20 protein-coding genes and 1 tRNA gene are annotated in these 20086 nt (G+C 65.1%); 13 read left to right on the forward strand and 8 right to left on the reverse strand.

Going from position 1 to position 20086, the window contains the following annotated elements; translation table 11 throughout:
• Nucleotides 1-84 precede the first annotated feature (84 nt).
• The 4 genes from egtB (at nucleotide 85) to GGR11_RS01770 (ending at nucleotide 3739) form a co-directional block, all read left to right on the forward strand.
• Nucleotides 85-2247 (forward strand): ergothioneine biosynthesis protein EgtB, encoded by a 2163-nt coding sequence (egtB, locus tag GGR11_RS01755; protein ID WP_183195139.1) that lies wholly within the window; start codon nucleotides 85-87, stop codon nucleotides 2245-2247.
• 206 nt (nucleotides 2248-2453) lie between these two features.
• Nucleotides 2454-2840 carry a hypothetical protein gene (locus GGR11_RS01760; RefSeq protein ID WP_183195140.1) on the forward strand — a complete coding sequence of 129 codons (387 nt, stop codon included), beginning with the start codon at nucleotides 2454-2456 and terminating at the stop codon, nucleotides 2838-2840.
• Between the two features lie 135 nt (nucleotides 2841-2975).
• Nucleotides 2976-3269, forward strand: a complete 294-nt coding sequence (locus tag GGR11_RS01765) for a hypothetical protein (RefSeq protein WP_183195141.1) — start codon at nucleotides 2976-2978, stop codon at nucleotides 3267-3269.
• Nucleotides 3270-3406: 137 nt separating this feature from the next.
• The gene (locus tag GGR11_RS01770) at nucleotides 3407-3739 is read left to right on the forward strand and encodes a hypothetical protein (RefSeq protein ID WP_183195142.1); all 333 of its coding nucleotides are present in this window, start codon (nucleotides 3407-3409) and stop codon (nucleotides 3737-3739) included.
• Nucleotides 3740-4635: 896 nt separating this feature from the next.
• Here the strand turns inward: GGR11_RS01770 and GGR11_RS01775 are convergent.
• Nucleotides 4636-4857 carry a con-10 family general stress protein gene (locus GGR11_RS01775; RefSeq protein WP_183195143.1) on the reverse strand — a complete coding sequence of 74 codons (222 nt, stop codon included), beginning with the start codon at nucleotides 4855-4857 and terminating at the stop codon, nucleotides 4636-4638.
• 117 nt (nucleotides 4858-4974) lie between these two features.
• Nucleotides 4975-5139, reverse strand: a complete 165-nt coding sequence (locus GGR11_RS01780) for a hypothetical protein (protein ID WP_183195144.1) — start codon at nucleotides 5137-5139, stop codon at nucleotides 4975-4977.
• A 100-nt stretch (nucleotides 5140-5239) separates the two neighbouring features.
• Between GGR11_RS01780 and GGR11_RS01785 the strand changes: the two genes are divergently transcribed.
• A complete protein-coding gene (locus GGR11_RS01785; protein WP_183195145.1) occupies nucleotides 5240-5527 on the forward strand; it encodes a DUF883 C-terminal domain-containing protein in 288 nt (95 codons plus the stop codon).
• 1 nt (nucleotide 5528) lies between these two features.
• On the opposite strand, the gene GGR11_RS01790 is transcribed toward GGR11_RS01785, so the two are convergent.
• Nucleotides 5529-6230 carry an MBL fold metallo-hydrolase gene (locus GGR11_RS01790; protein ID WP_221205071.1) on the reverse strand — a complete coding sequence of 234 codons (702 nt, stop codon included), beginning with the start codon at nucleotides 6228-6230 and terminating at the stop codon, nucleotides 5529-5531.
• 192 nt (nucleotides 6231-6422) lie between these two features.
• Between GGR11_RS01790 and tig the strand changes: the two genes are divergently transcribed.
• The 4 genes from tig to GGR11_RS01810 all read left to right on the forward strand — a co-directional run bounded on the left by tig (nucleotide 6423) and on the right by GGR11_RS01810 (nucleotide 9834).
• Nucleotides 6423-7766 carry a trigger factor gene (gene tig, locus GGR11_RS01795; protein ID WP_183195146.1) on the forward strand — a complete coding sequence of 448 codons (1344 nt, stop codon included), beginning with the start codon at nucleotides 6423-6425 and terminating at the stop codon, nucleotides 7764-7766.
• A gap of 24 nt (nucleotides 7767-7790) precedes the next feature.
• Nucleotides 7791-8687, forward strand: coding sequence for a hypothetical protein (locus tag GGR11_RS01800; RefSeq protein WP_183195147.1), 897 nt, complete (start codon nucleotides 7791-7793; stop codon nucleotides 8685-8687).
• Nucleotides 8688-8793: 106 nt separating this feature from the next.
• On the forward strand, nucleotides 8794-9441 hold the full coding sequence (locus GGR11_RS01805) for an ATP-dependent Clp protease proteolytic subunit (RefSeq protein ID WP_008264353.1): 648 nt from the start codon (nucleotides 8794-8796) through the stop codon (nucleotides 9439-9441).
• 72 nt (nucleotides 9442-9513) lie between these two features.
• On the forward strand, nucleotides 9514-9834 hold the full coding sequence (locus tag GGR11_RS01810; RefSeq protein WP_183195148.1) for a hypothetical protein: 321 nt from the start codon (nucleotides 9514-9516) through the stop codon (nucleotides 9832-9834).
• 3 nt (nucleotides 9835-9837) lie between these two features.
• Here GGR11_RS01810 and GGR11_RS01815 read toward each other — a convergent pair whose 3' ends face one another.
• Complete coding sequence (locus GGR11_RS01815; RefSeq protein WP_246331485.1) at nucleotides 9838-10509, reverse strand: HAD-IB family hydrolase; 672 nt, start codon at nucleotides 10507-10509, stop codon at nucleotides 9838-9840.
• 194 nt (nucleotides 10510-10703) lie between these two features.
• On the opposite strand from GGR11_RS01815, the gene clpX reads away from it, so the two are divergent.
• Nucleotides 10704-11972, forward strand: coding sequence for an ATP-dependent Clp protease ATP-binding subunit ClpX (clpX, locus tag GGR11_RS01820; protein WP_008260240.1), 1269 nt, complete (start codon nucleotides 10704-10706; stop codon nucleotides 11970-11972).
• 231 nt (nucleotides 11973-12203) lie between these two features.
• Here the strand turns inward: clpX and GGR11_RS01825 are convergent, their stop codons facing one another.
• From GGR11_RS01825 to GGR11_RS16845, 3 genes are read right to left on the reverse strand one after another with little or no spacing between them, the layout of a single operon-like run.
• Nucleotides 12204-12395 (reverse strand): hypothetical protein, encoded by a 192-nt coding sequence (locus GGR11_RS01825; RefSeq protein ID WP_183195149.1) that lies wholly within the window; start codon nucleotides 12393-12395, stop codon nucleotides 12204-12206.
• On the reverse strand, nucleotides 12392-12601 hold the full coding sequence (locus GGR11_RS01830) for a hypothetical protein (RefSeq protein WP_183195150.1): 210 nt from the start codon (nucleotides 12599-12601) through the stop codon (nucleotides 12392-12394). The genes GGR11_RS01825 and GGR11_RS01830 overlap by 4 nt, the downstream gene beginning before the upstream one ends.
• Nucleotides 12598-12726: a hypothetical protein gene (locus tag GGR11_RS16845; RefSeq protein WP_008261949.1), complete on the reverse strand. Its 129-nt coding sequence runs from the start codon at nucleotides 12724-12726 to the stop codon at nucleotides 12598-12600. The genes GGR11_RS01830 and GGR11_RS16845 overlap by 4 nt, the downstream gene beginning before the upstream one ends.
• A 987-nt stretch (nucleotides 12727-13713) precedes the next feature.
• Here GGR11_RS16845 and lon point away from each other — a divergent pair.
• The 3 genes from lon (at nucleotide 13714) to GGR11_RS01845 (ending at nucleotide 16618) form a co-directional block, all read left to right on the forward strand.
• The gene (lon, locus tag GGR11_RS01835; RefSeq protein WP_183195151.1) at nucleotides 13714-16110 is read left to right on the forward strand and encodes an endopeptidase La; all 2397 of its coding nucleotides are present in this window, start codon (nucleotides 13714-13716) and stop codon (nucleotides 16108-16110) included.
• Between the two features lie 109 nt (nucleotides 16111-16219).
• The gene (locus GGR11_RS01840; RefSeq protein WP_008260193.1) at nucleotides 16220-16495 is read left to right on the forward strand and encodes an HU family DNA-binding protein; all 276 of its coding nucleotides are present in this window, start codon (nucleotides 16220-16222) and stop codon (nucleotides 16493-16495) included.
• A 46-nt stretch (nucleotides 16496-16541) separates the two neighbouring features.
• Nucleotides 16542-16618, forward strand: a tRNA-Val gene (locus tag GGR11_RS01845).
• 56 nt (nucleotides 16619-16674) lie between these two features.
• On the opposite strand, the gene GGR11_RS16850 is transcribed toward GGR11_RS01845, so the two are convergent.
• The gene (locus tag GGR11_RS16850) at nucleotides 16675-19974 is read right to left on the reverse strand and encodes an autotransporter outer membrane beta-barrel domain-containing protein (RefSeq protein ID WP_183195152.1); all 3300 of its coding nucleotides are present in this window, start codon (nucleotides 19972-19974) and stop codon (nucleotides 16675-16677) included.
• Nucleotides 19975-20086 lie beyond the last annotated feature (112 nt).

Here is a 20086-nt window from a genome sequence, read left to right on the forward strand (position 1 = left end):
CCGGCTGAGGCGTGACGTTCGTTCTGCTTGGACGACGCGACGCCCGCCGGGGCTTCGGGGCTGAGGCGGGACGGAACGGCTGACATGAATGCTCGCTTCGAGCCCGATACGCGGGCGGCGTCGGATGTGGCGCGTTTCAGGGAGACCCGGGCCGCCATGCCCGCCCTGGCCGACGGCCTTTCGCCCGAGGACCTGTCGGCCCAGTCCATGCCGGATTGCAGTCCCGGCAAATGGCACCTGGCCCACACCAGCTGGTTCTTCGAGGCGATGATCCTGTCGGCCGATCCGGACTACCAGCCGGTCGATCCGCGATTCCAACAGCTGTTCAACTCCTACTACGAGGCCCTGGGCGAACGGGTGCCCCGGCCCCATCGCGGCCTGATGACCCGCCCCTCGGTGGACGAGGTCCTGACTTATCGCCGCGAAATCGACCGGCGCATGGCCGCCTGGCTGGCCTCGGGTCCGTCCAGCGGTCAGCAACTCTACCTGTTCGAACTGGGCCTGCACCACGACCAGCAGCACCAGGAGCTGTTCCTGATGGATCTGCTGAACCTGATGTCGCGCTCGCCGCTGGACCCCGCCGCCTATGCGGTCGAGCCGCGTCAGGCGCCGCTGGAGGCCCCGCGCGGCGGCGGCGTCGCCTTCGACGGCGGCCTGGTCTCAATCGGCCACGACGGCGCCGGTTTCGCCTTCGACAACGAGGGCCCGTCGCACCGCGTCTGGCTCGAGCCCTTCGCCCTGGCCGCCGACCTCGTGACCAACGGCGACTGGCTGGGCTTCATCGCCGACGGCGGCTACGCCCGACCCGAGCTGTGGCTGTCCGACGGCTGGGCGACGGTGAAGGCCGAAGGCTGGACCGCGCCGCTCTACTGGCGCCGCGACGGCGACGATTGGACCGTCCTGAGCCTGACCGGTCGCGCCCCCGTCGATCCCGCCGCGCCGGTGCGTCATGTCAGCTTCTACGAGGCCGACGCCTATGCCCGCTGGGCCGGCAAACGCCTGCCGTCCGAGGCGGAATGGGAGCACGCCGCGACCTCGGCGCCCGACGCCTTCTCCAACCTGTCCGGCGAAGTCTGGCAGTGGACGTCAAGCGCCTACGCGCCATACCCCGGCTTCCAGCCGACGCCGGGCACGGCGGCCGAGTACAACGGCAAGTTCATGGCCAATCAAATGGTCCTGCGCGGCGGCGCCTTCGCCACGCCCCCCGGCCATGACCGCATCACCTATCGCAACTTCTTCTACCCCCAACAGAGGTGGGCCTTCATGGGTTTGAGACTGGCCGAAGACGCCCCGCACGAGCGCAAGGTGTACCCCGAGGACGACGCCCAGACCGCCGCCTTCCGGCGTGATCTGGTCCAGGGCCTGTCGCGCGGCCAGAAGGCCGTGCCGCCCAAATGGTTCTACGACGCCGAGGGCTCGCGCCTGTTCGAAGAGATCACCGCCCTGCCGGAATATTATCCGACCCGTCAGGAGACGGCCCTGTTGCGCGACCGCGCCGCCGCCCTGACCGCCGACTTCGGCCCCGACGCCGTCCTGGTGGAGTTCGGATCGGGCGCCAGCGAAAAGACCCGCATCCTGCTGGACGCGGCGCCCGACCTCGGCGCCTATGTGCCGCTGGACATCAGCGAGACGGCCCTGCTGGACGCCGCGACCCGCCTCCGCGCCGACTATCCCGGCCTGCGGGTCCAGCCGGTGCTCGGCGACTTCGAACATCTGGCGCCCCTGCCGGACGATTTGCCGCACGGCCGGCGCATCGGTTTCTTCCCCGGTTCGACCATCGGCAATCTGGAGCCCGAGGAGGCGGTGCGGTTCCTGGCCTCGGCGCGCCGGATGTTGGGGGAGGGGGCGCTGTTCATTCTGGGCGTCGATCTGGTCAAGGATCCCGCGACCCTGGTCGCCGCCTATGACGACAGTCAGGGCGTCACCGCCGCCTTCAACCTGAACCTCCTTGTCCGCGCCAACGCCGAACTGGACGCCGATTTCGACCTCGACGCCTTCGCCCACCGCGCCGTCTGGAACCCGGATCAGTCCCGAATGGAGATGCACCTCCAGGCCACACGCCAAACCACCGCCCGCGTCGGCGACAGCGCCTTCAGCTTCATGGCCGGAGAGACCATCCACACCGAAAGCTCGCGCAAGTTCACGCAGGATTCGGTCGCCGCACTGGCCAAGGAGTCCGGCTGGTCCATGGCCGGTTTCGAGGTTTCGCCCGAACCCCGCGTCGCCCTGGCCTTGTTGCGAGGGTAAAACCCCGGGGCGAGCCTTCGCCAGAGCCGACAACGCCTGCAGTCGCGATCTGAACGTCGGCTTTCTGGCGACGGGTCAATTTCGCTTCGCGACCCGTTGCGGACATTGGCTCCCGGTCACAAGATGATCCAATGGAAGATTGTTGCTGCCGCTCCTTGCCGAACCTTGCTGTCGTTCCGATGGGCGGAGACGGGCAAGACGATCGGGTGTTCGCTACGCTGAACAACATTCGTGACCACAGCACCGGACTTTGGTGGCTCTACCTGTCAAAGTGCCGCGCCTGTGAGCAGGAATGGCTCTTCGCTCAAGATGACCGCATCTATGACAACTTCTACCTCAAGCGGCTGGACCTGGCCGAGGCCTACCACTTACTTGAGGGCGGCCATTGGCCTGATGATTTCATCTCTTACGAGCGCGTTTTGCGGCTGGGCAGGACGCTTAGTCAGGCATGGACATTTCTCGATCCTCGGTCACCGGCGCTCGTCGCGACGGCAGAGGACTTGAGGAAAGAGCGACCTGACATCACCGTTGAGGAGATTGCTCATTTACTCGCCATCGAGCCGAAAGCGGCGGATCGGGTCTTGGGGAGCTAACGTCCGTTCCCACCCCTAGCTGACGTCGACCGCGACCGCTTTCCGGCCTTGAGGCCAACGTCCGTTTTCGGCGTTAAAGATCAGGATCGAAACCGACCCATTTGCGACATGCAGGACCCGAGATAAACTGCTCTCATGACTATCCGCACGGTATCGCCCTATCCCGAGATTTTTTGCGACTTCAATGCCCGCGTGACTGAGCGAGGCTACCGTCCAACTAATGGCACGGTTCGGGATCTAGCTGCCTTGGGGCTTATACTGGACAGCGCCGTTGACCGCAGATTTGTCTTGGTCTCCGAAGATGCGAATGAACAAGGTAAGCCTGACGATATAATGCACGACGGCACCGTCGTTGTGGATCCCGCTTTCGGCATCCTATTGGAAGCAGATGAAACGGGCTTCTATTGGCGGTCCGAACTTCGAAGCTGAAGTCCGTTTTCCACCCGAAGCTGAACCTTCCGGCGTCCGCTGATGGACCAAACCCGTCAACGTCCGGTTCCGGCCTCAATGCCTATTTCGCAAACCGACCCGTTGCGGACATTGAGCCGCTGCCACATGATCCGAAGATGAAACACTGGTCTGCCGCTGCATTGATAATGTTGCTCGGCGGTTGTTTGCCGAATGAGAAGCCGCCCCCAATCGCGGAAGGGATGGAAGTCTCAATCGCCAACGAAGAGTGGCCGCCTCGCCTCGCACAGAGGTTTCCGCTCGGAAGCTCGGAAGCCGAACTGGTCACCACGTTGAGTTCCCAGGGCTTCATCATCGATCAATCGAAACGGACAGCCAAAGCGGAATGGTCCAGTGGGGTATGCAGAAACGAACTTGATGTGGTTTGGCAGACTGACGATGTGGGCCAGTTGGTGAGCGTCGGCGGACGCTATTTCCCCGTTTGCCCCTAAGTCCGCTCCCCACCCTTGGCAGACATCGACCGCGACCGTTTTCTGGCTTGGAGGCCTACGTCCACTTTCGGCTGTGAAGCCCAGGACTGCAATCGACCCATTGCAGACCCTGGCGAGATCGCGTTCGATCCGATTTACCGGTAACGTCCCTACTGGATGGCAAGCCTCGACCATGCTCAGAAGCCCCGCTTTAGCGACAAGGATGCATCACTTCAGCATGGGCCTTGCGCCTGTCGCAGCCGCCTTGCTAGTCGCGGGATGCTCCACGGCGCCCCAAAACTATCGGCTTGAAGCCGAGATCGGAGATCCCTTGGGGTTTCCACAGGGTGCCACCGCCACCAGAGGGGTGTCACGCTGGACAATAGAGCGTCGTGTTTATGCGCTCGGCCAAACCCAGCGCGTCCTACTATCGGCGGAAGACTCACTCGCCTTGGACACCGCCGTCGCGGACCCTTCTCTATATGATAGACCGGCGTCTCGAAGTGGCGAGGAGTGCGTAGACACGCCTTCAATCGCGCTGGATGTCACCGTCGACGGTCCGCCGCGACGCCTGACCTTGGAATGTGAAACATCTCCGGGTCTCGAGGCCGTGCTGCGCATTCTGTTCGACTGGCCCAACCCGGCCAGCGCGACAGGTGAGCGCATTGGGGACTAGCCCAGCTTCTACAGCCATTGGTTAGACCGGCCACCGAGGGCTATCGTCAACGTCCGCTTCCCACCCCTCGCAGACGATCACCACGTCCGCTTTCGGCGACGGCGACGGCGACGGCGCCGTCCGGCCTTTGCCGGTGTCGGTTTATCCTGGTCTTTTCCTGGCTTTTCCGAGGATGACCGGGAACAGAAAAAGGGCGGCGCATCTTTGACGCGCCGCCCGGCAGAATCTCACTGAAGCCGTATCACTCGGCTTCGTTAGTCGCCGCGTCCTTCTTCGGCCCGTGCGAAGCCTCGCCGCCCTTGCGTCCGGCTTGGGCGGCCAGACTGCGATCCTGGGAGAAGCTTCTCTTTTCGCTGGGAACGCTGGCGCCCCCTTTGCGCGCGATTTCGCGCTGCCGTTCCGGATCCATCGAGGCGAAGCCTCGCTTGGAAACGCCGGAGGGTCGCGAGGGTTGGCTGTCCATCGGTGTTCCTTTCAGTGCTGCGGTTGCGCTTGCCGAAATGAACCCTGTGACTCGGTGACGGTTCCGTGCGGAACTTGGTTTTACTGTCGCAGGTCGGAAGGTTTTCAGGCCTTGACTTCAAACGGCGCCGTAAGGGCGAGAATCACCTTCTCCGCCGCCGCCCGGATCCATCGGCGGAACCTCTTGCGGCACATCCGAAGGATCGATTTCCGGCTGGGGCGACGGCTCGGGCTGGATTTCGGGTTGGGGCGTTCCGGGCGGTGTCGGTTCGATATAGGTCATGGGGCTTCTCCTTGGCTCGATAGAACGCTGTGGGAAGGGCGATGTTCACGCGGAACCGGAATTGGCCGCACCGGTTCATTCTCGGAACCCGGAGAGCATCATGACCCAAACCCCCATCACCTCGACCGTAGCCGACGACATTGTCCTGGAAGACGACAGCCTGACCCAACGTCTGGACCGTCAGGCCGACGCCATCCTGGCCGAGGGCCGCAGCTTTGAAGACACGACCTCCATTCGTCAGGCCGTGCGCGAAGACGCCGAACTGATCCGACAGAAGGTCATCGGGCGCGTTGAACGGACCCGCGACGGCATCCGCGACGAACCGATGAAGACGACTCTCTACGCCCTGGGCGTCGGCGTGATCATCGGCATGCTGCTACGGCGCTGATCTAGGCCGGCCCCACCGGTTCCCGCTGGATCGGCGCCCTTTGCAGCGCCGCATCCGACACGAAGGGATTGGTCCGCCGCTCCTCGCCGAAGGTCGAGATCGGCCCATGCCCCGGCACGAAGGTCACGTCGTCGCCCAGCGGCCACAGTTTTTCGACCACGGCGCGGATCAGGGCGGGCGGATCGCTCATCGGAAAGTCGGTGCGGCCCACCGACCCCTTGAACAGGACGTCGCCGACCTGGGCGAATCGCGCCGCCCGATTGAAGAAGATCACATGGCCCGGCGTATGGCCGGGGCAGTGGCGCACCTCCCAGGTCGTTTCGCCCAGGCTGACCGTGTCGCCGTCCTCCAGCCAGCGGTCGGGGGTGAAGGGGCGGGCGTCCGGCAGGCCGTACATCTGACCGCTTTCCACGATCCGGTCGATCCAGAACTGATCGGCCTTCTGCGGCCCGGTGATCTGGACCCCGGTCTTTTCCTGCATTTCCGCCGCGCCGCCGGCGTGATCCAGGTGACCGTGGGTGATCCATATCTGGTCCAGGGTCAGGCCGCGCCGCGCCACCTCGCCCAAAACCGCATCCACCGAGCCGCCGGGATCGATCACCGCCGCCTTGTTTGTGGCGGTGCACCAGACGGTGGTGCAGTTCTGCTGAAGCGGGGTGACGGGCGTGACGAAGACGCCGATGGGGGAGGCGGGCTGGCTCATTCGGCCAACATAACCCCCGATGCGGCGTGAAACCACCGTCCGAGGCCACGCTCACGTTGACCTTTGGGGCCCTTCTCGACATAAGGGCGGGCTTCGAGGCGCCGCTCCTAACGGGGCGGCCTTCTTGCTTTATCCATTCCGCGCCGGCCGTCTCGACGGTCCACGCGCCCCAGAGCGTCAGAAATCCCGACCATGCAAGTCGTCGAAAAGTCGAACGAAGGCCTCAGCCGCGTGTTCGCGGTCACCATTCCCGTCGCGGAGCTGAACGAGAAGCTCGAAGCCCGCGTCAAGGAAGTCGCCCCCCAGGTGAAGCTCAAGGGCTTCCGTCCGGGCAAGGTGCCGGTCGCCCACGTCAAGAAGACCTTCGGCCGCGAGTTCATGGGCGAGATCATCAACGCCGAACTGAACGAGACCAGCCAGAAGGCCCTGGACGAGGCCAAGATCCGTCCGGCCGCCCCGGCCGAGATGAAGCTGACCTCCGACATGGACAAGGTCATGGCCGGTCAGGAAGACCTGGCCTATGAAATGGCCCTGGAAATCATGCCGGACTTCACCCCGGTCGACCCCAAGACCCTGAAGCTGGACCGCCCGACCTACGAAGCCTCGGACGCCGATCTTGACGAAGCCCTGACCGAGCTCGCCGGCCAGGCCAAGTCCTACGAGGACAAGAAGGGCAAGACCGTCAAGGCCGCCGAGGGCGACCAACTGACCATCGACTTCCTGGGCAAGCTGGACGGCGAACCCTTCGACGGCGGCGCCGCCGAGGACGCGGACCTGGTGATCGGCTCGGGCCGTTTCATCCCCGGCTTCGAAGAGCAGCTGACCGGCGCCAAGGTCGGTGAAGAAAAGACCATCGAAGTCACCTTCCCCGAGAACTACCAAGCCGCCCATCTGGCCGGCAAGCTGGCCACCTTCGACGTCAAGGTGAAGGCCATCAAGGCCGAGGTCGAAGCCAAGGTCGACGAGGACTTCGCCAAGCGCATCGGTCTGGAATCCCTGGACAAGCTGAAGGAACTGCTGAGCCAGAACCTGAACCAGCAATACGCCGGCGCCGCCCGCTTCAAGCTGAAGCGCGCCCTGCTGGACCAGCTGGACACGGCCCATGACTTCCCGCTGCCGCCGAAGATGGTCGAGGCCGAGTTCGACGGCATCTGGCAACAGGTCGAGGCCGACAAGGCCGCCGGCCGCCTGCCGGAGGAAGACGCCGCCAAGTCCGACGAGGACCTGAAGGCCGAATACCGCAAGATCGCCGAGCGCCGCGTGCGCCTGGGTCTGGTCCTGGCCGAGATCGGCCGCGCCAACAACGTCCAGGTCACCGACCAGGAGCTGAACGCCGCCCTGCTGCAGGAAGCCCGCAACTATCCGGGTCAGGAACAGGCCGTTCTGAACTTCTACCGCCAGAACCCCAACGCCGCCGCCCAGATGCGCGCCCCCATCTACGAGGAAAAGGTCGTCGACTTGATCGTCGGCTTGGCCGAAGTGACCGACAAGCCGATGACCAAGGAAGAGCTTCTGAAGGAAGACGAAGAGGGCTGATCGCGCTGAGGCGGGAGGGCGTAAATGAACAGTCTGGCGGCGATAATGGCGGTAGCGGTTTTGACCGCCCCGCAGTCGTCGCCTGACGCCCCTCCCACCGTCCTGTCCGACATTGTCGTGAACGGTGTGTCCGTCCCTCTCGAGACTCGGGCCAAGGCTTTTGTCGATACTGTGGCCGCTCCATTCCCGCAGGCGACGCTGGCGCGTTGGAGCGGCGCAATCTGCCCCGCCGTGGTTAATCTTGATCGAGGTCTGGCCTCGCAGATCACGGATCGTATTCGTGCGGAGGCTGGCGCGCTCGGTGTCCGCGTCGCCGGCGAGGGCTGTCGCGGCAATATAATCATAGTCGCCACGGATGCCGCCGATCTCACTGCGCGGCGGCTCGTCCTTGATTCTGAACGCAGCTTCCACCCTGGCGACAGCGGCACTGATTTGGGGCGCTCGGCGTTGGAACGTTTCCAGACATCCGACGCCGCCGTTCGCTGGTGGCATGTTGCGATGCCGGTCAGCGATGATACTGGAAAGCTGGCGATCGCGCTGGATGGCGAAGCGCCCCCGGTGCTCGCCGACCGTGTCGTGACGCGACTGCGCGCCAATATCCGCTATGATATGGCTTGGGTGATCGTCGTGATCGACGTTACAAAGACGGCGACGGTTCCGGTCGGTGATCTTGCCGACTACATCACCATGGTCTCCTTGGCTCAGATTGACGCCGAGGCTGATTTCGCTCCTTACGACACGGTGCTCAATCTGTTCCAGCCGAACGCTTCGCTCCAGGGCATGACCGGGTGGGATCAAGCCTATCTGCGGGCGCTTTACGGCGTCGACGCCAACGCGACCAGTTGGGCCTGGCAAAGCCGGGACATGGCGCGATCGATCGCCGAGGGTTTGCTTCGTCAGCACACCCCCGACCAGGAATAGCATCCGCGCGCCTTGCGTCGTGGGCTCTGTAACGCGATATCTCGGTTCAGACATGCGGCGTGCGAGTCGCAGAAGGCCCTTTGGGCCACATCCCGAGAAGGCTTGAATGCGCGATCCGATCGAACTGATGAATATGAACCTCGTCCCCATGGTGGTGGAGCAGTCCAGCCGGGGCGAGCGCTCCTTCGACATCTTCTCGCGCCTGCTGCGCGAGCGGATCATCTTCCTGACGGGCCCCTTCGAGGACACGATGGCCTCGCTGATCTGCGCCCAGCTGCTGTTCCTGGAATCGGAGAACCCCAAGAAGGAGATCTCCATGTACATCAACAGTCCCGGCGGACAGGTGTCCTCGGCGCTCGCGATCTACGACACCATGCAATACATCAAGAGCCCGGTCTCGACCGTGGTCATGGGCATGGCCGCCTCGGCCGGCTCGCTGATCCTGACGGCCGGCGCTGCGGGCCAGCGCATCGCCCTGCCGAACGCCCGCATCATGGTGCACCAGCCCTCGGGCGGCTTCCGCGGCCAGGCCTCGGACATCGAGCTGCACGCCGCCGACATCCGCTACACCAAGAAGCGTCTGAACGAGATCTATGTCCACCACACCGGCCGGACCTACGAAGAAGTCGAAAAGACCCTGGACCGCGACCACTTCATGTCGGCCGAAGAGGCCAAGGCCTGGGGCATCGTCGACCACGTCTACGACAAGCGCGAACAGGCCGACGCCGACGGCGTCAAGACGCCCGGCCACTAAACCGCCGGATGATATGGCGAAAGGGCGCGCCGTCGCGGCGCGCCCTTTTCATTTTGTGCTATCGGAACCGTCATGCAGTTCACACGAGATCCCAGCGGCACGGTCGAGGTCGACGGCGAGACCTATGTTTGGGAAATCCGTCGCCAGCCTCAACCCAAGGGCGGCAACGTCTGGGAGGGCATGGCCGTGTCTTTGCGCCACGTCGATTTCAAGCGCGAAGCCATCGTGCAGTTCCCGCCGCCCTTGCGCCCCAACGGCCGGCCCGACGTCGAGAAGCAGCGCGTCAATGTCGATGCGGTCCGCAACGCCGTCGCCTCGGCCATGGAGGCGGGATGGGACCCGACCTCGCGCGGCAAGGCGGTCGTGTTTGACGTGGACGCGGACGGCGCCTGACCGTCACGGCTTCTGGCGGAACACCCTGAATCCGGGCTGCTGCGCCATGGCCAGCATCTCGCGGTCGCCCGAGGTGTCGCCATAGGCGGCGGTCAGCACCATGTCCTCGCCATAGGCGGCCTTCAGACGCCGCACCTTTTCCAGCCCGCGACAATTCGGCCCAGCAAAGGCGCCCGTCACCCTCTGTTCCGAATCGAACACCAGCGGGGTGCCCAGCAAGGCCTCGGCGCCCAGTCTGCGTGCAAAGGGCGCCACCGTGGTCTCGGGCGAGGCGGTCACAATCACGCGATGGGCGCCGCGTTCGCCCCAATCGTTCCAAACCTTCAGGCCGTCGGGCCGTATGAAACGATCCCAGATGGTGTCTGCGAATTGCGTCGCCTCGGCCTCCAGGGCCGTCTTCGTCTCGCCGGCCAGGAATTCCTTCACCGAGGCGGCCTTGATCCGACCCCGATCCCGGTCCCGCGCATAGACGGCCAGGGCGGGCGCCAGCTTGACCAGGCCCAGTGCCCAGCCGCCCGGACCGGCACGCCAGCGCAGGAATTCGGTGAAACTGTCGCGAATAGTCAGGGTGCCGTCGAAATCAAAGGCCACGATGGGCGCCGCGCCCGGGTCTGGCGCGTCTCCCGACTTCGTCCGGGACTGGCGCAAATCCTGCAAGCTCCCCATGTCAGACATTCGCCTTGATCCCCACCGACACTGATCCATCCCCGCCTTGCAACATTCCCCTGCCGCCTTCGGGGTTGTCGTTGAACGTGGGATGGGTGATTGTCATTTTTTGAAGACCTTTGCGTCCAGAGTGCTGGAATCAACGTGGAGGAAGCGCGTTTCGGGCCATTTCGGTCCGCTCCGCGGGAGTGAGATAAGGGTCTATGACCAAAGCAGCCGGCTCTGACGCCAAAAGCACCCTGTACTGCTCGTTCTGCGGAAAGAGCCAGCACGAGGTCCGCAAACTGATTGCGGGCCCGACCGTGTTCATCTGCGATGAATGCGTCGAACTGTGCATGGACATCATCCGTGAAGAGCACAAGATCGGGTTCAAGAAGACCACCGACGGCGTCCCCACGCCGAAGGAGATTCGCGACGTCCTTGATGACTACGTCATCGGCCAGTCGCACGCCAAGAAGGTCCTCTCGGTCGCCGTTCACAACCATTACAAGCGTCTGAACCACGCGACGAAGAACAACGACGTCGAGCTGGCCAAGTCGAACATCATGCTGATCGGCCCGACCGGGTCGGGCAAGACGCTGCTGGCCCAGACGCTGGCCCGAATCATCGACGTGCCCTTCACCATGGCCGACGCCACCACCCTGACCGAAGCCGGTTATGTGGGCGAAGACGTCGAGAACATCATCCTGAAGCTGCTCCAGGCCTCCGACTACAATGTCGAACGGGCCCAGCGCGGCATCGTCTATATCGATGAAATCGACAAGATCAGCCGCAAGTCGGACAATCCCTCGATCACCCGCGACGTCTCGGGCGAGGGCGTGCAGCAGGCCCTGCTGAAGATCATGGAAGGCACGGTCGCCTCCGTGCCCCCGCAGGGCGGCCGCAAACATCCGCAGCAGGAGTTCCTGCAGGTCGACACCGCCAACATCCTCTTCATCGTCGGCGGCGCCTTCGCCGGGCTGGAGAAGGTGATCTCGGCGCGCGGGGCAGGGGCCTCGATCGGCTTCGGCGCCCAGGTCAAGGAAATCGACGAGCGTCGCACCGGCGACATCCTCAAGGGCGTCGAGCCCGACGACCTGATGCGTTTCGGTTTGATCCCCGAGTTCATCGGCCGTCTGCCCGTTCTGGCGACCCTGGAAGATCTGGACGAAACGGCCCTGGTCACCATCCTGACCGAGCCCAAGAACGCCCTGGTCAAACAGTACAAGCGCCTGTTCGAGATGGAGAATGTCGAACTGACCTTCACCGACGACGCCCTGATCGCCGTCGCCAAGAAGGCCATCACCCGCAAGACCGGCGCGCGGGGCCTGCGTTCGATCCTGGAAGGCATTCTGCTGGAAACCATGTTCGAACTGCCGACCTTCGAAGGCGTCGAGGAAGTGGTGGTCAACGCCGAGGTCATCGACGGCAAGGCCCAGCCCCTGCTGATCTATTCCGAGGCCTCCAAGAAGAAGGCCGACGGCGCCGCCTGATCGGGCGTCGCCTCCGCACTGAAATGAAGGGCCGGAGCGACAACGCTCCGGCCCTTTTTCTGTCTCCGCTCAGACCCTCTCCCGCTTGCGGGAGAGGTGGCCCGGCGTCCGCGCAGCGGACCAGGGTCGGAGAGGGGAGGCTGGCTTGCTGGAAGAAGACTTCCCCCATCGTCACGCGGGTCGCTTCGCGCCACGACGCGACACTTCCTCTGCAAGCGGGGGAAGATCTGATCAGCCGCCCAGCACCAGCATATGACCGGGATGGGTTTCCGCCTGGGCCCGGGCGCACTGAACGGCGCTCTTGGCGTCGGTGAAGACGCCCTCGAACAAACCGTCGCTCGAGGTGACAAGCCAGCGGCCGTTCGCGGGCTGGATCGTCAGGGTTTCGACAGCGGGCGGCGAAGGAGGAGGGGCGGCGATCATTGCGCCCGCCTGTGCTGGTCGCGGTTCAACCGATCGGCCTCGGCCTGCAGCCGCGCCGCAAGCCGTTCGGCTGCGGCCCGATCAGGCAGGGGACGGGTCGCCGCGCCGTTGACCGCGACGGCCCATCCGGCCGCGCGTGCCACGACCCTGTATCGTCGCGGCGGGACCGGCTCGGCGGCCCCGCCTTCCAGATGGCCCTGCATCATCGCGACGGCCCCCGGTGAATCGGCGCACCGAACAGAGCGCCGATGACGGTCCAGGCCATCTTCAGTGTGGACGGTTTGTCGGCGGATCTTTTCAGCGACTCCGCCAGTAGATGTGAACGGCTCATGGTCTCTCCTTCGCCGACCAGAAGACGCCCAAACCCCGTAAAGCCGCCATGTCGAAAGCGCGGGCCGGCGTAATGCGGACGTAAAGCGCTACATTCACCTCGCCGCCCTCCCTCTTTCGTCATTCCGGGCGAAGCGCAGCGGAGACCCGGAACCCAGCGGCGCCAAAGGCGAAATCCATCCGCCGCACAATGCCGGACGACCTAATCCGCGACAGGTTCGCGCTCTCGCGCGCCGCTGGGTTCCGGGTCTGCGGGCCAAGCGGCCCTCCGCCCGGAATGACGAAAGTGATGATCGACAACCTAGGCCAACTGTCACAATGACGCTGGTCTGAATCGAACGATTTCAACGCCCTAAAAGAATCTCGACCCTATTTCCCCGCCATGCCCGCCGGCGCCCGTATCATCCTCTCATCCCCGCCGATGGGGAGGGCGTCGGATCCAGCGCCCTGGCGGCGGCGGGGCTGTGGTCGAGCGATGAAGCCGGCGGGGAGGAGACCGCCGGGGGCCTTAGGGGCGGCGATGGATGCCGCCTCCTGCTCGCCGCACGCTTCGGAAAGCGGGCCGCTGTCGATCCTTGTCGGCATGTCCGCCCCGGCGAAGCCGTCGCAAGGCGGCCCGCCGATCCGGCAAGGCTCGAAGACGAGGGCCGCCAGCCGGAGCGCGTGTGGAAAACGACCGCGTGGGACGACGACTGCGCCGAAACGGTACTTAAAACCTCAAACACCGGGTGCAGACCCGGCGTCCCACGCCCTCCCCGAACTTCGCCGTGAGAACGGCGAGGACAAGGCCAATTCCGCATGTGCGTGCGGCGTCCAAACCACGCAGGTGTGGGCCGTTCGCCAGCCACGCTTGAACCACGGCTCTTTCAAACCACATACTCATCCGAACGCCGTCGGAATCGACGGGCTGTCATGCGCTGGTCGGACCTCTTGTCCGGGCGACCGTGGCGGCGGGCCGGAGATCATCAATGGCCCAGGAGTACGCATCATGACTGAAACAAAGATCCTGCCCGTCCTGCCGCTGAGAGACATCGTCGTCTTCCCGCATATGGTCGTGCCGCTCTTCGTGGGCCGCGAGAAATCGGTGAAGGCCCTCGACGAGATCATGAAGGGCGAAAAGCAGATTCTTCTGGCGACCCAGAAGAACAGCGTCGACGACGATCCGTCGCCCGACGCCATCTATCCGATCGGCGTGCTGGCCAGCGTGCTGCAGCTGCTGAAACTGCCCGACGGCACCGTCAAGGTTCTGGTAGAGGGCAAGGGCCGGGCGCGCCTGACCCGCTTCACCGACCGCGAGGACTATTTCGAGGCCGAGGCCGTCGAGATCGAGGACGAGCCGGGCGACGCCTCCCAGACCGAAGCCATGCTGCGCGCCGTGGTCGAGCAGTTCGAAAACTATGTGAAGCTGAACAAGAAGGTCCCGCCCGAGGCCCTCAGCTCCATCCCCCAGATCACCGACGCCTCCAAGCTGGCGGACTCGGTGGCCGCCCACCTGTCGGTCAAGATCATCGACAAGCAGGGCCTGCTGGAAACCTTCGACGTGCCCAAGCGGCTGGAGAAAGTCTATGGCCTGATGGAGGGCGAGATCTCGGTCCTTCAGGTCGAGAAGAAGATCCGTTCGCGCGTGAAGCGTCAGATGGAGAAGACCCAGCGCGAATATTATCTGAACGAGCAGATGAAGGCGATCCAGCGCGAGCTGGGCGAGACCGACGACGCGCGCGACGAGATCATGGATCTGGAAAAGCGCATCCGTAAGACGCGCCTGTCCAAGGAAGCCCGCGCTAAGGCCGAGGCCGAGGTCAAGAAGCTGCGCAACATGTCGCCGATGTCCGCCGAGTCGACCGTGGTCCGGAACTATCTCGACTGGCTGCTGTCCGTGCCGTGGGGCAAGGCCAAGCAGAAGCCGATCGATCTGGTCAAGGCGGAGGAGATCCTTGAGGAGGATCACTTCGGCCTGGAGAAGGTCAAGGAACGGATCATCGAATATCTGGCGGTCCAGGCCCGCACCGGCAGCCTGAAGGGGCCGATCCTGTGCCTCGTCGGCCCTCCCGGCGTCGGCAAGACCTCGCTGGCCAAGTCCATCGCCAAGGCGACCGGGCGTGAATATGTCCGCATGTCGCTGGGCGGCGTGCGCGATGAAAGCGAGATCCGCGGCCACCGCCGGACCTATATCGGCTCCATGCCCGGCAAGATCATCCAGTCGATGAAGAAGGCCAAGACCACCAACGCCTTCGTCCTGCTGGACGAGATCGACAAGCTGGGGTCCGACTGGCGCGGCGACCCGTCCTCGGCCCTGCTCGAGGTGCTGGACCCGGCCCAGAACTCGACCTTCGGCGATCACTATCTGGAGGTCGACTACGACCTGTCCCAGGTCATGTTTGTGACGACCGCGAACAGCCTGAACATGCCGCAGCCGCTGATGGATCGGATGGAGATCATCCGGGTCTCGGGCTACACCGAGGACGAAAAGGTCGAGATCGCCAAGCGGCACGTCCTGCCCAAGCAACTGACCGATCACGGGCTGAAGGCCGACGAACTGATCGTGCCGGAAGACACGATCCGTGACCTGATCCGTTACTACACCCGCGAAGCCGGGGTGCGGTCGCTGGAACGCGCCCTGGGCGGCTTGGCTCGCAAGGCCGTGCGCGAGATGGCCAAGACCAAGGTCACGTCGATCACGGTGGACGCCGAGAAGCTGGCCGAATACGCCGGCGTCCGGAAGTTCCGCTATGGTGAGACGGACGAGGAGGATCAGGTCGGCATCGTCACCGGCCTGGCCTGGACCGAGTTCGGCGGGGACATCCTGACCATCGAGGCCATCAAGATGCCGGGCCGCGGCCGCATGACCGTGACCGGCAACCTGAAGGACGTGATGAAGGAGTCGATTTCGGCTGCGGCCTCCTATGTGCGGTCGCGGGCCCTGGCCTTCGGCGTCAAGCCGCCGGTGTTCGAGAAGACCGACATCCATGTCCACGTGCCGGACGGCGCCACGCCCAAGGACGGCCCGTCCGCCGGCGCCGCCATGACCGTGGCCATGGTCTCGGTCCTGACCGGCATCCCGATCCGCAAGGACATCGCCATGACCGGCGAGATCACCCTGCGCGGCCGGGTCACGGCCATCGGCGGTCTGAAGGAGAAGCTGCTCGCGGCCCTGCGGTCCGGCGTCAAGACGGTGCTGATCCCGCAGGAGAACGAGAAGGACCTCGCCGATGTGCCGGACAACGTCAAATCGGCTCTTGAGATCGTGCCGATCTCCACGGCGGACGAGGCCCTGCGCTGGGCTTTGACCGGTCCCCTGACGCCGGTCGAATGGGACGAGGCGACGGACCCTCTGCCCGCGCCTGTGCCTCCGCTTGACGGCGCTGCGGCGACCGTAAGCCACTGAGCCGCGACCTAAGTCGCAGACGAAACGCCGCCGACACGCCTGTCGGCGGCGTTTTCGCTTTTGACGCAACCGCCGATCCGCCCTTTACTGGTTTGCTTGGGAGGATGATATGACGAAAGCCGAACTTATCGGCCGTATGGCGACGGCCGCGAACATCAGCCGCGATCAGGCCAAGACGGCGCTCGAAGCCTTCACCGACGGCGTGGTGGAAGCCCTGACCCAGGGTCGGGACGTCAAGCTGATCGGCTTCGGCAGTTTCACCCCTGTCGATCGCAAGGCCGGCGTCGCCCGCAACCCCCAGACAGGTCAGGCCGTGGCCCGGCCCGCCTCCCGCACCGCGCGCTTTCGCCCCGGCGAAGGCTTGAAAAGCGCCTTGAACGGTTGAAGCCCAACGGGCATAAGCCCGGCTCCGGTTTCCACTTCGGTTTCTTGGGCGGCTAGCTCAGCTGGTCAGAGCATCTCGTTTACACCGAGAGGGTCGGCGGTTCGAACCCGTCGCCGCCTACCAAACAAAAAGGCCGCCGGAGCGATCCGGCGGCCTTTGTCTTTTGGCGATCGCCTTGGTCAGAACCGGAAGCTGGCCCGCAGCAGCAGCGAATAGCGGACGTAATCCTCAAGCAGTTCCGCGTCGCCCGTCAGGGACAGCATGCCCAGGTCGTTGCCCAGGTTCATGCGGAAGCCCAGGATCAGGCCGCCGCCCTCGACCCCGTCCGGCGACAGGACGAAGTCCGGGCCGCCGCTGGCGAAGCGGGCGATGGTCTCGCCGGCGTCGACGGACAGGTTCTGGCGATAGCCGATGCGCAGTTCCGGACGGATCCAGCCGTCCTTGCCGAAGCCGTAGCCGACGTTCATCGCCGCAACGGCCGAGAAGATGTGGCTGTCGCGCGAGTCGATATCCAGATCGAAGCCGCTGCCGCCGCCCGATTCTGAGCGGGCGCCTTCCGACAGGCGGAAGTACTCGGCGTACACCTCGGGACGCACGTTCAGGCGACCGTAGTTGCGCTCGTAGGAGGCGCCGCCGGCTGCGGCTGCAGTCCAGCCGTGCCAGTCGGATTTGTTGTTCAGATAGACGCCGTTGGCGACCAGCGACCGGTCGGCGTTGAAGCTGGCGTAGCCGCCGGCCGCGCGCGCCCAGGTCGTCCAGTACTGGCCCTGAGCACGCCAGTAGAGGCCCAGCTCCAGCAGGTTGGCCGACAGGACTTCCTCGGCCTCGGACTCGGGGTCCTTGATGTCCGACGAGGTGAAGGCGGCCGTCAGGCCGAAGGCGCCCGCGCCGGTGCCCTTTTCGACGCCGCCCGCGACGCCGAAGCCCTCAGAGCGGAAGCCGTAGGAATCGGTCTTGTCCTTGTCGGCGTAGAAGTTGATCTCCTGCACCCAGGCGCTGGTCTCGCCGGGGGCTGCGGAGGCGTTGCGGCCGGTCAGGGCGCGGGTCACCGCGTCGACGCCGGCCGACAGGGACATCAGAGGCCCGCCCGAGTGGTCCGGCAGCATCTGCTCATAGGCGTCGATGAAGCCGTCCCGGTTCGTCTGGCTCAGGAACAGGTTCCGGATCGTCTCATTGCTGCCCAGGGCGGCATAGACGGCGTCGAAGGCCGAGGCCTCGACGGGGATCAGATCGGCTTCCTGGGCGGTGCGGCGACGGGCGTCGACGTAGACTTCCCCTGCGGCTTGATCGACGCCCGCCTGAACGACGTAAAGATAGGGGGAATTATTGGTCAGCAGGGTCTGGTTGATGTCACCGACGTTCAGGGCGCCGGCCTTGATCACGCTGAACCGTTCCGGCGACTCCAGAAGGGACGAGAAGCGGACGCCCAGTTGCGCGCCCGTGGCCAGGGTTGCGGCGCCGCTGACGTTGAATCCGCCGGCGCGATCGCCTTGAGGGTCGACGGTGGCGATCAGGACGCCCTCGGCCCCGACGTTCAGGCTGGAAATCGAAGTGGTGGTCGCCTGGGTCGCGTTCAGCGTGCCCTTGGAGACGTTGATGTCGAGGGCCCCGTCGCTGTCGGTGACAGCGCCGCTCACCGCCGCGCCGCCGCTGATGGACAGCCGGTCGGCGCCGGCGCCGAAGGACATGTCGCCGATGACCGTGCCGTTCTCGACGTTGAAGGTATCCGCGCCCGAACCGAATTTCACCGCGCCGACGATGACGGGTTCGCTGGCGTCAGGGACCCCGTCCTTGTCCGTATCGGTCGCCGTGCTGTCGGCGGCGGCCGTGATGCCGTACTGACGAACCGTGACACCGCTGGTGTTGGCCGTCAGGTCGATGGCGGTCACCGTACCGTCGACCGCTGTAGTGTCGGTGGAGTCCGCCGACAGCGAGCCGATGATGGAGCCGGCGTTGCTCAATTGGGTCAGGGTGCCGGACTGGTCGCGGATGACCGTCGCCGCGCCGTGGTTTCCGCCGAAAGAGGCCACGATATTGCCGGTGTTCGTCAGGGAACCGACATTGGCCCCGGCGCCGATAAGCACCCCGGTGGCCGTATGGGCCTGTTTGCCCGATGCGACGGCCTGGATATTGCCCGTGTTCGAGATGGCGGGGGCGGTGACGCCGGCGCCAACCCAGATGGCGGTGGCGTTGGCGTCCACGGCGGTGGAGGCGATCCCGCCTTCGTTACGCACGCCGCCCGCGACGGCGACGGTCTGGCCGCCGACCACGCCCAGCTGAAGGGCGCGCGATTCGACGCCGGAATAGACGCCCGACCCGGTGATGGAGCCGCGGTTGATCAGGCCATAGGCGGCGTCGCCCGTGCCGACGGCGCCGAGGGTCACCGCATTGGTCGAGGAGCCGATAAGCAGGGCGGGCGCGCCGCCCAGCGACGTCAGGGAGGCGGTCGTCTCGCTGGCGTCCGGCACGCCGTCGCCGTCGCGATCCGTATCTTCGCGGTTCTTGACGCCATCGCCGTCGTCATCCTCGTCGCCGTTCTTGACGCCGTCCTTGTCGTCGTCGCCGTCGATCCCGGCCGAGGAATAGGCCGGGCCCGTATCCAGTAGAATACCGCCCGCCACATTGGCGGCGACGCGCACGGCCGGACCGCCTTGAAGCAGGTCGTCGGCGTCCAGCTCGTCCAGGAACAGGGTCGAGGCGTTGTCGTAGGTGCCCGTCGTCGGTCGGGTCGAGGGGGGGGTGGTGTAGCGGTAGCCCGTGGTCGTCACGGCCGAATGGATCTTCAGGGCCCCACCCACGGCGCCTTCGATCGACACGCCCGTCGCGCCGGCGCCGGTTGCGGACACCGAGCCTGCGAGGTCGACATTGCCCGAGATGGGGCCGGTCGTGCGGATGCCGACGCTATTGTCGCCGACGACGCGCACAGTGCCCAGGCTCTGCAGCTTGCCGGTCAGGGGCGCTTCGACCGCGAGCCCGTAGGAGTTGTTGCCTTCCACGGAAATCGAGCCGCTGGATTCGACCAGGACATTGCCGACGAAGGGCGAGGCGCCCGCGACCCGCACGCCGTAGCGGCCGGTTCCGGTGGCGAACGGCCCGTCAAGGTCGCCGTCGCCGTCCGTGTCCTTGATGTCCGCCGTTTCCTGGCTGTCCGTGATGTTGATCGTTCCGCCCATCGTGACGGAGCCGGTATTGCCGCCGTTCACCAGGACGCCCGTGGCGCCGTCGGCCGCCTTGGCCATGGTGATCGAGCCGCCGCTGTCGATATCGACCGTATTGTTCGAATCCAGCGTCATCGCTGCGCCGGAGGTCACGGCGATCGAACCGCCGCTGGCGATGCGGACATTGTCCGCCGCCGTGCCGGTGGCGTTGGACGTCTGGATCGGCGTGGTGCGGGCTGTCGAGACGACGACCTCGGCCTGAGCGCCCGTAACAGCCAGCAAGGGGGCGATCGCCACGGCGGTCGCGAGTAGAATACGCATTCGGAAGAAAACCCCTGGTGGTCACGCGATCACGAAGTGGGCGCTCCTTTACAGGATCGACGCCGTATGTGCCCAAGTTTATCGAATTTGAGGCGAATGCAAGGCCGTGTCC

This window comes from Brevundimonas mediterranea, from assembly GCF_014196125.1.
GTDB classification, from domain to species: domain Bacteria; phylum Pseudomonadota; class Alphaproteobacteria; order Caulobacterales; family Caulobacteraceae; genus Brevundimonas; species Brevundimonas mediterranea.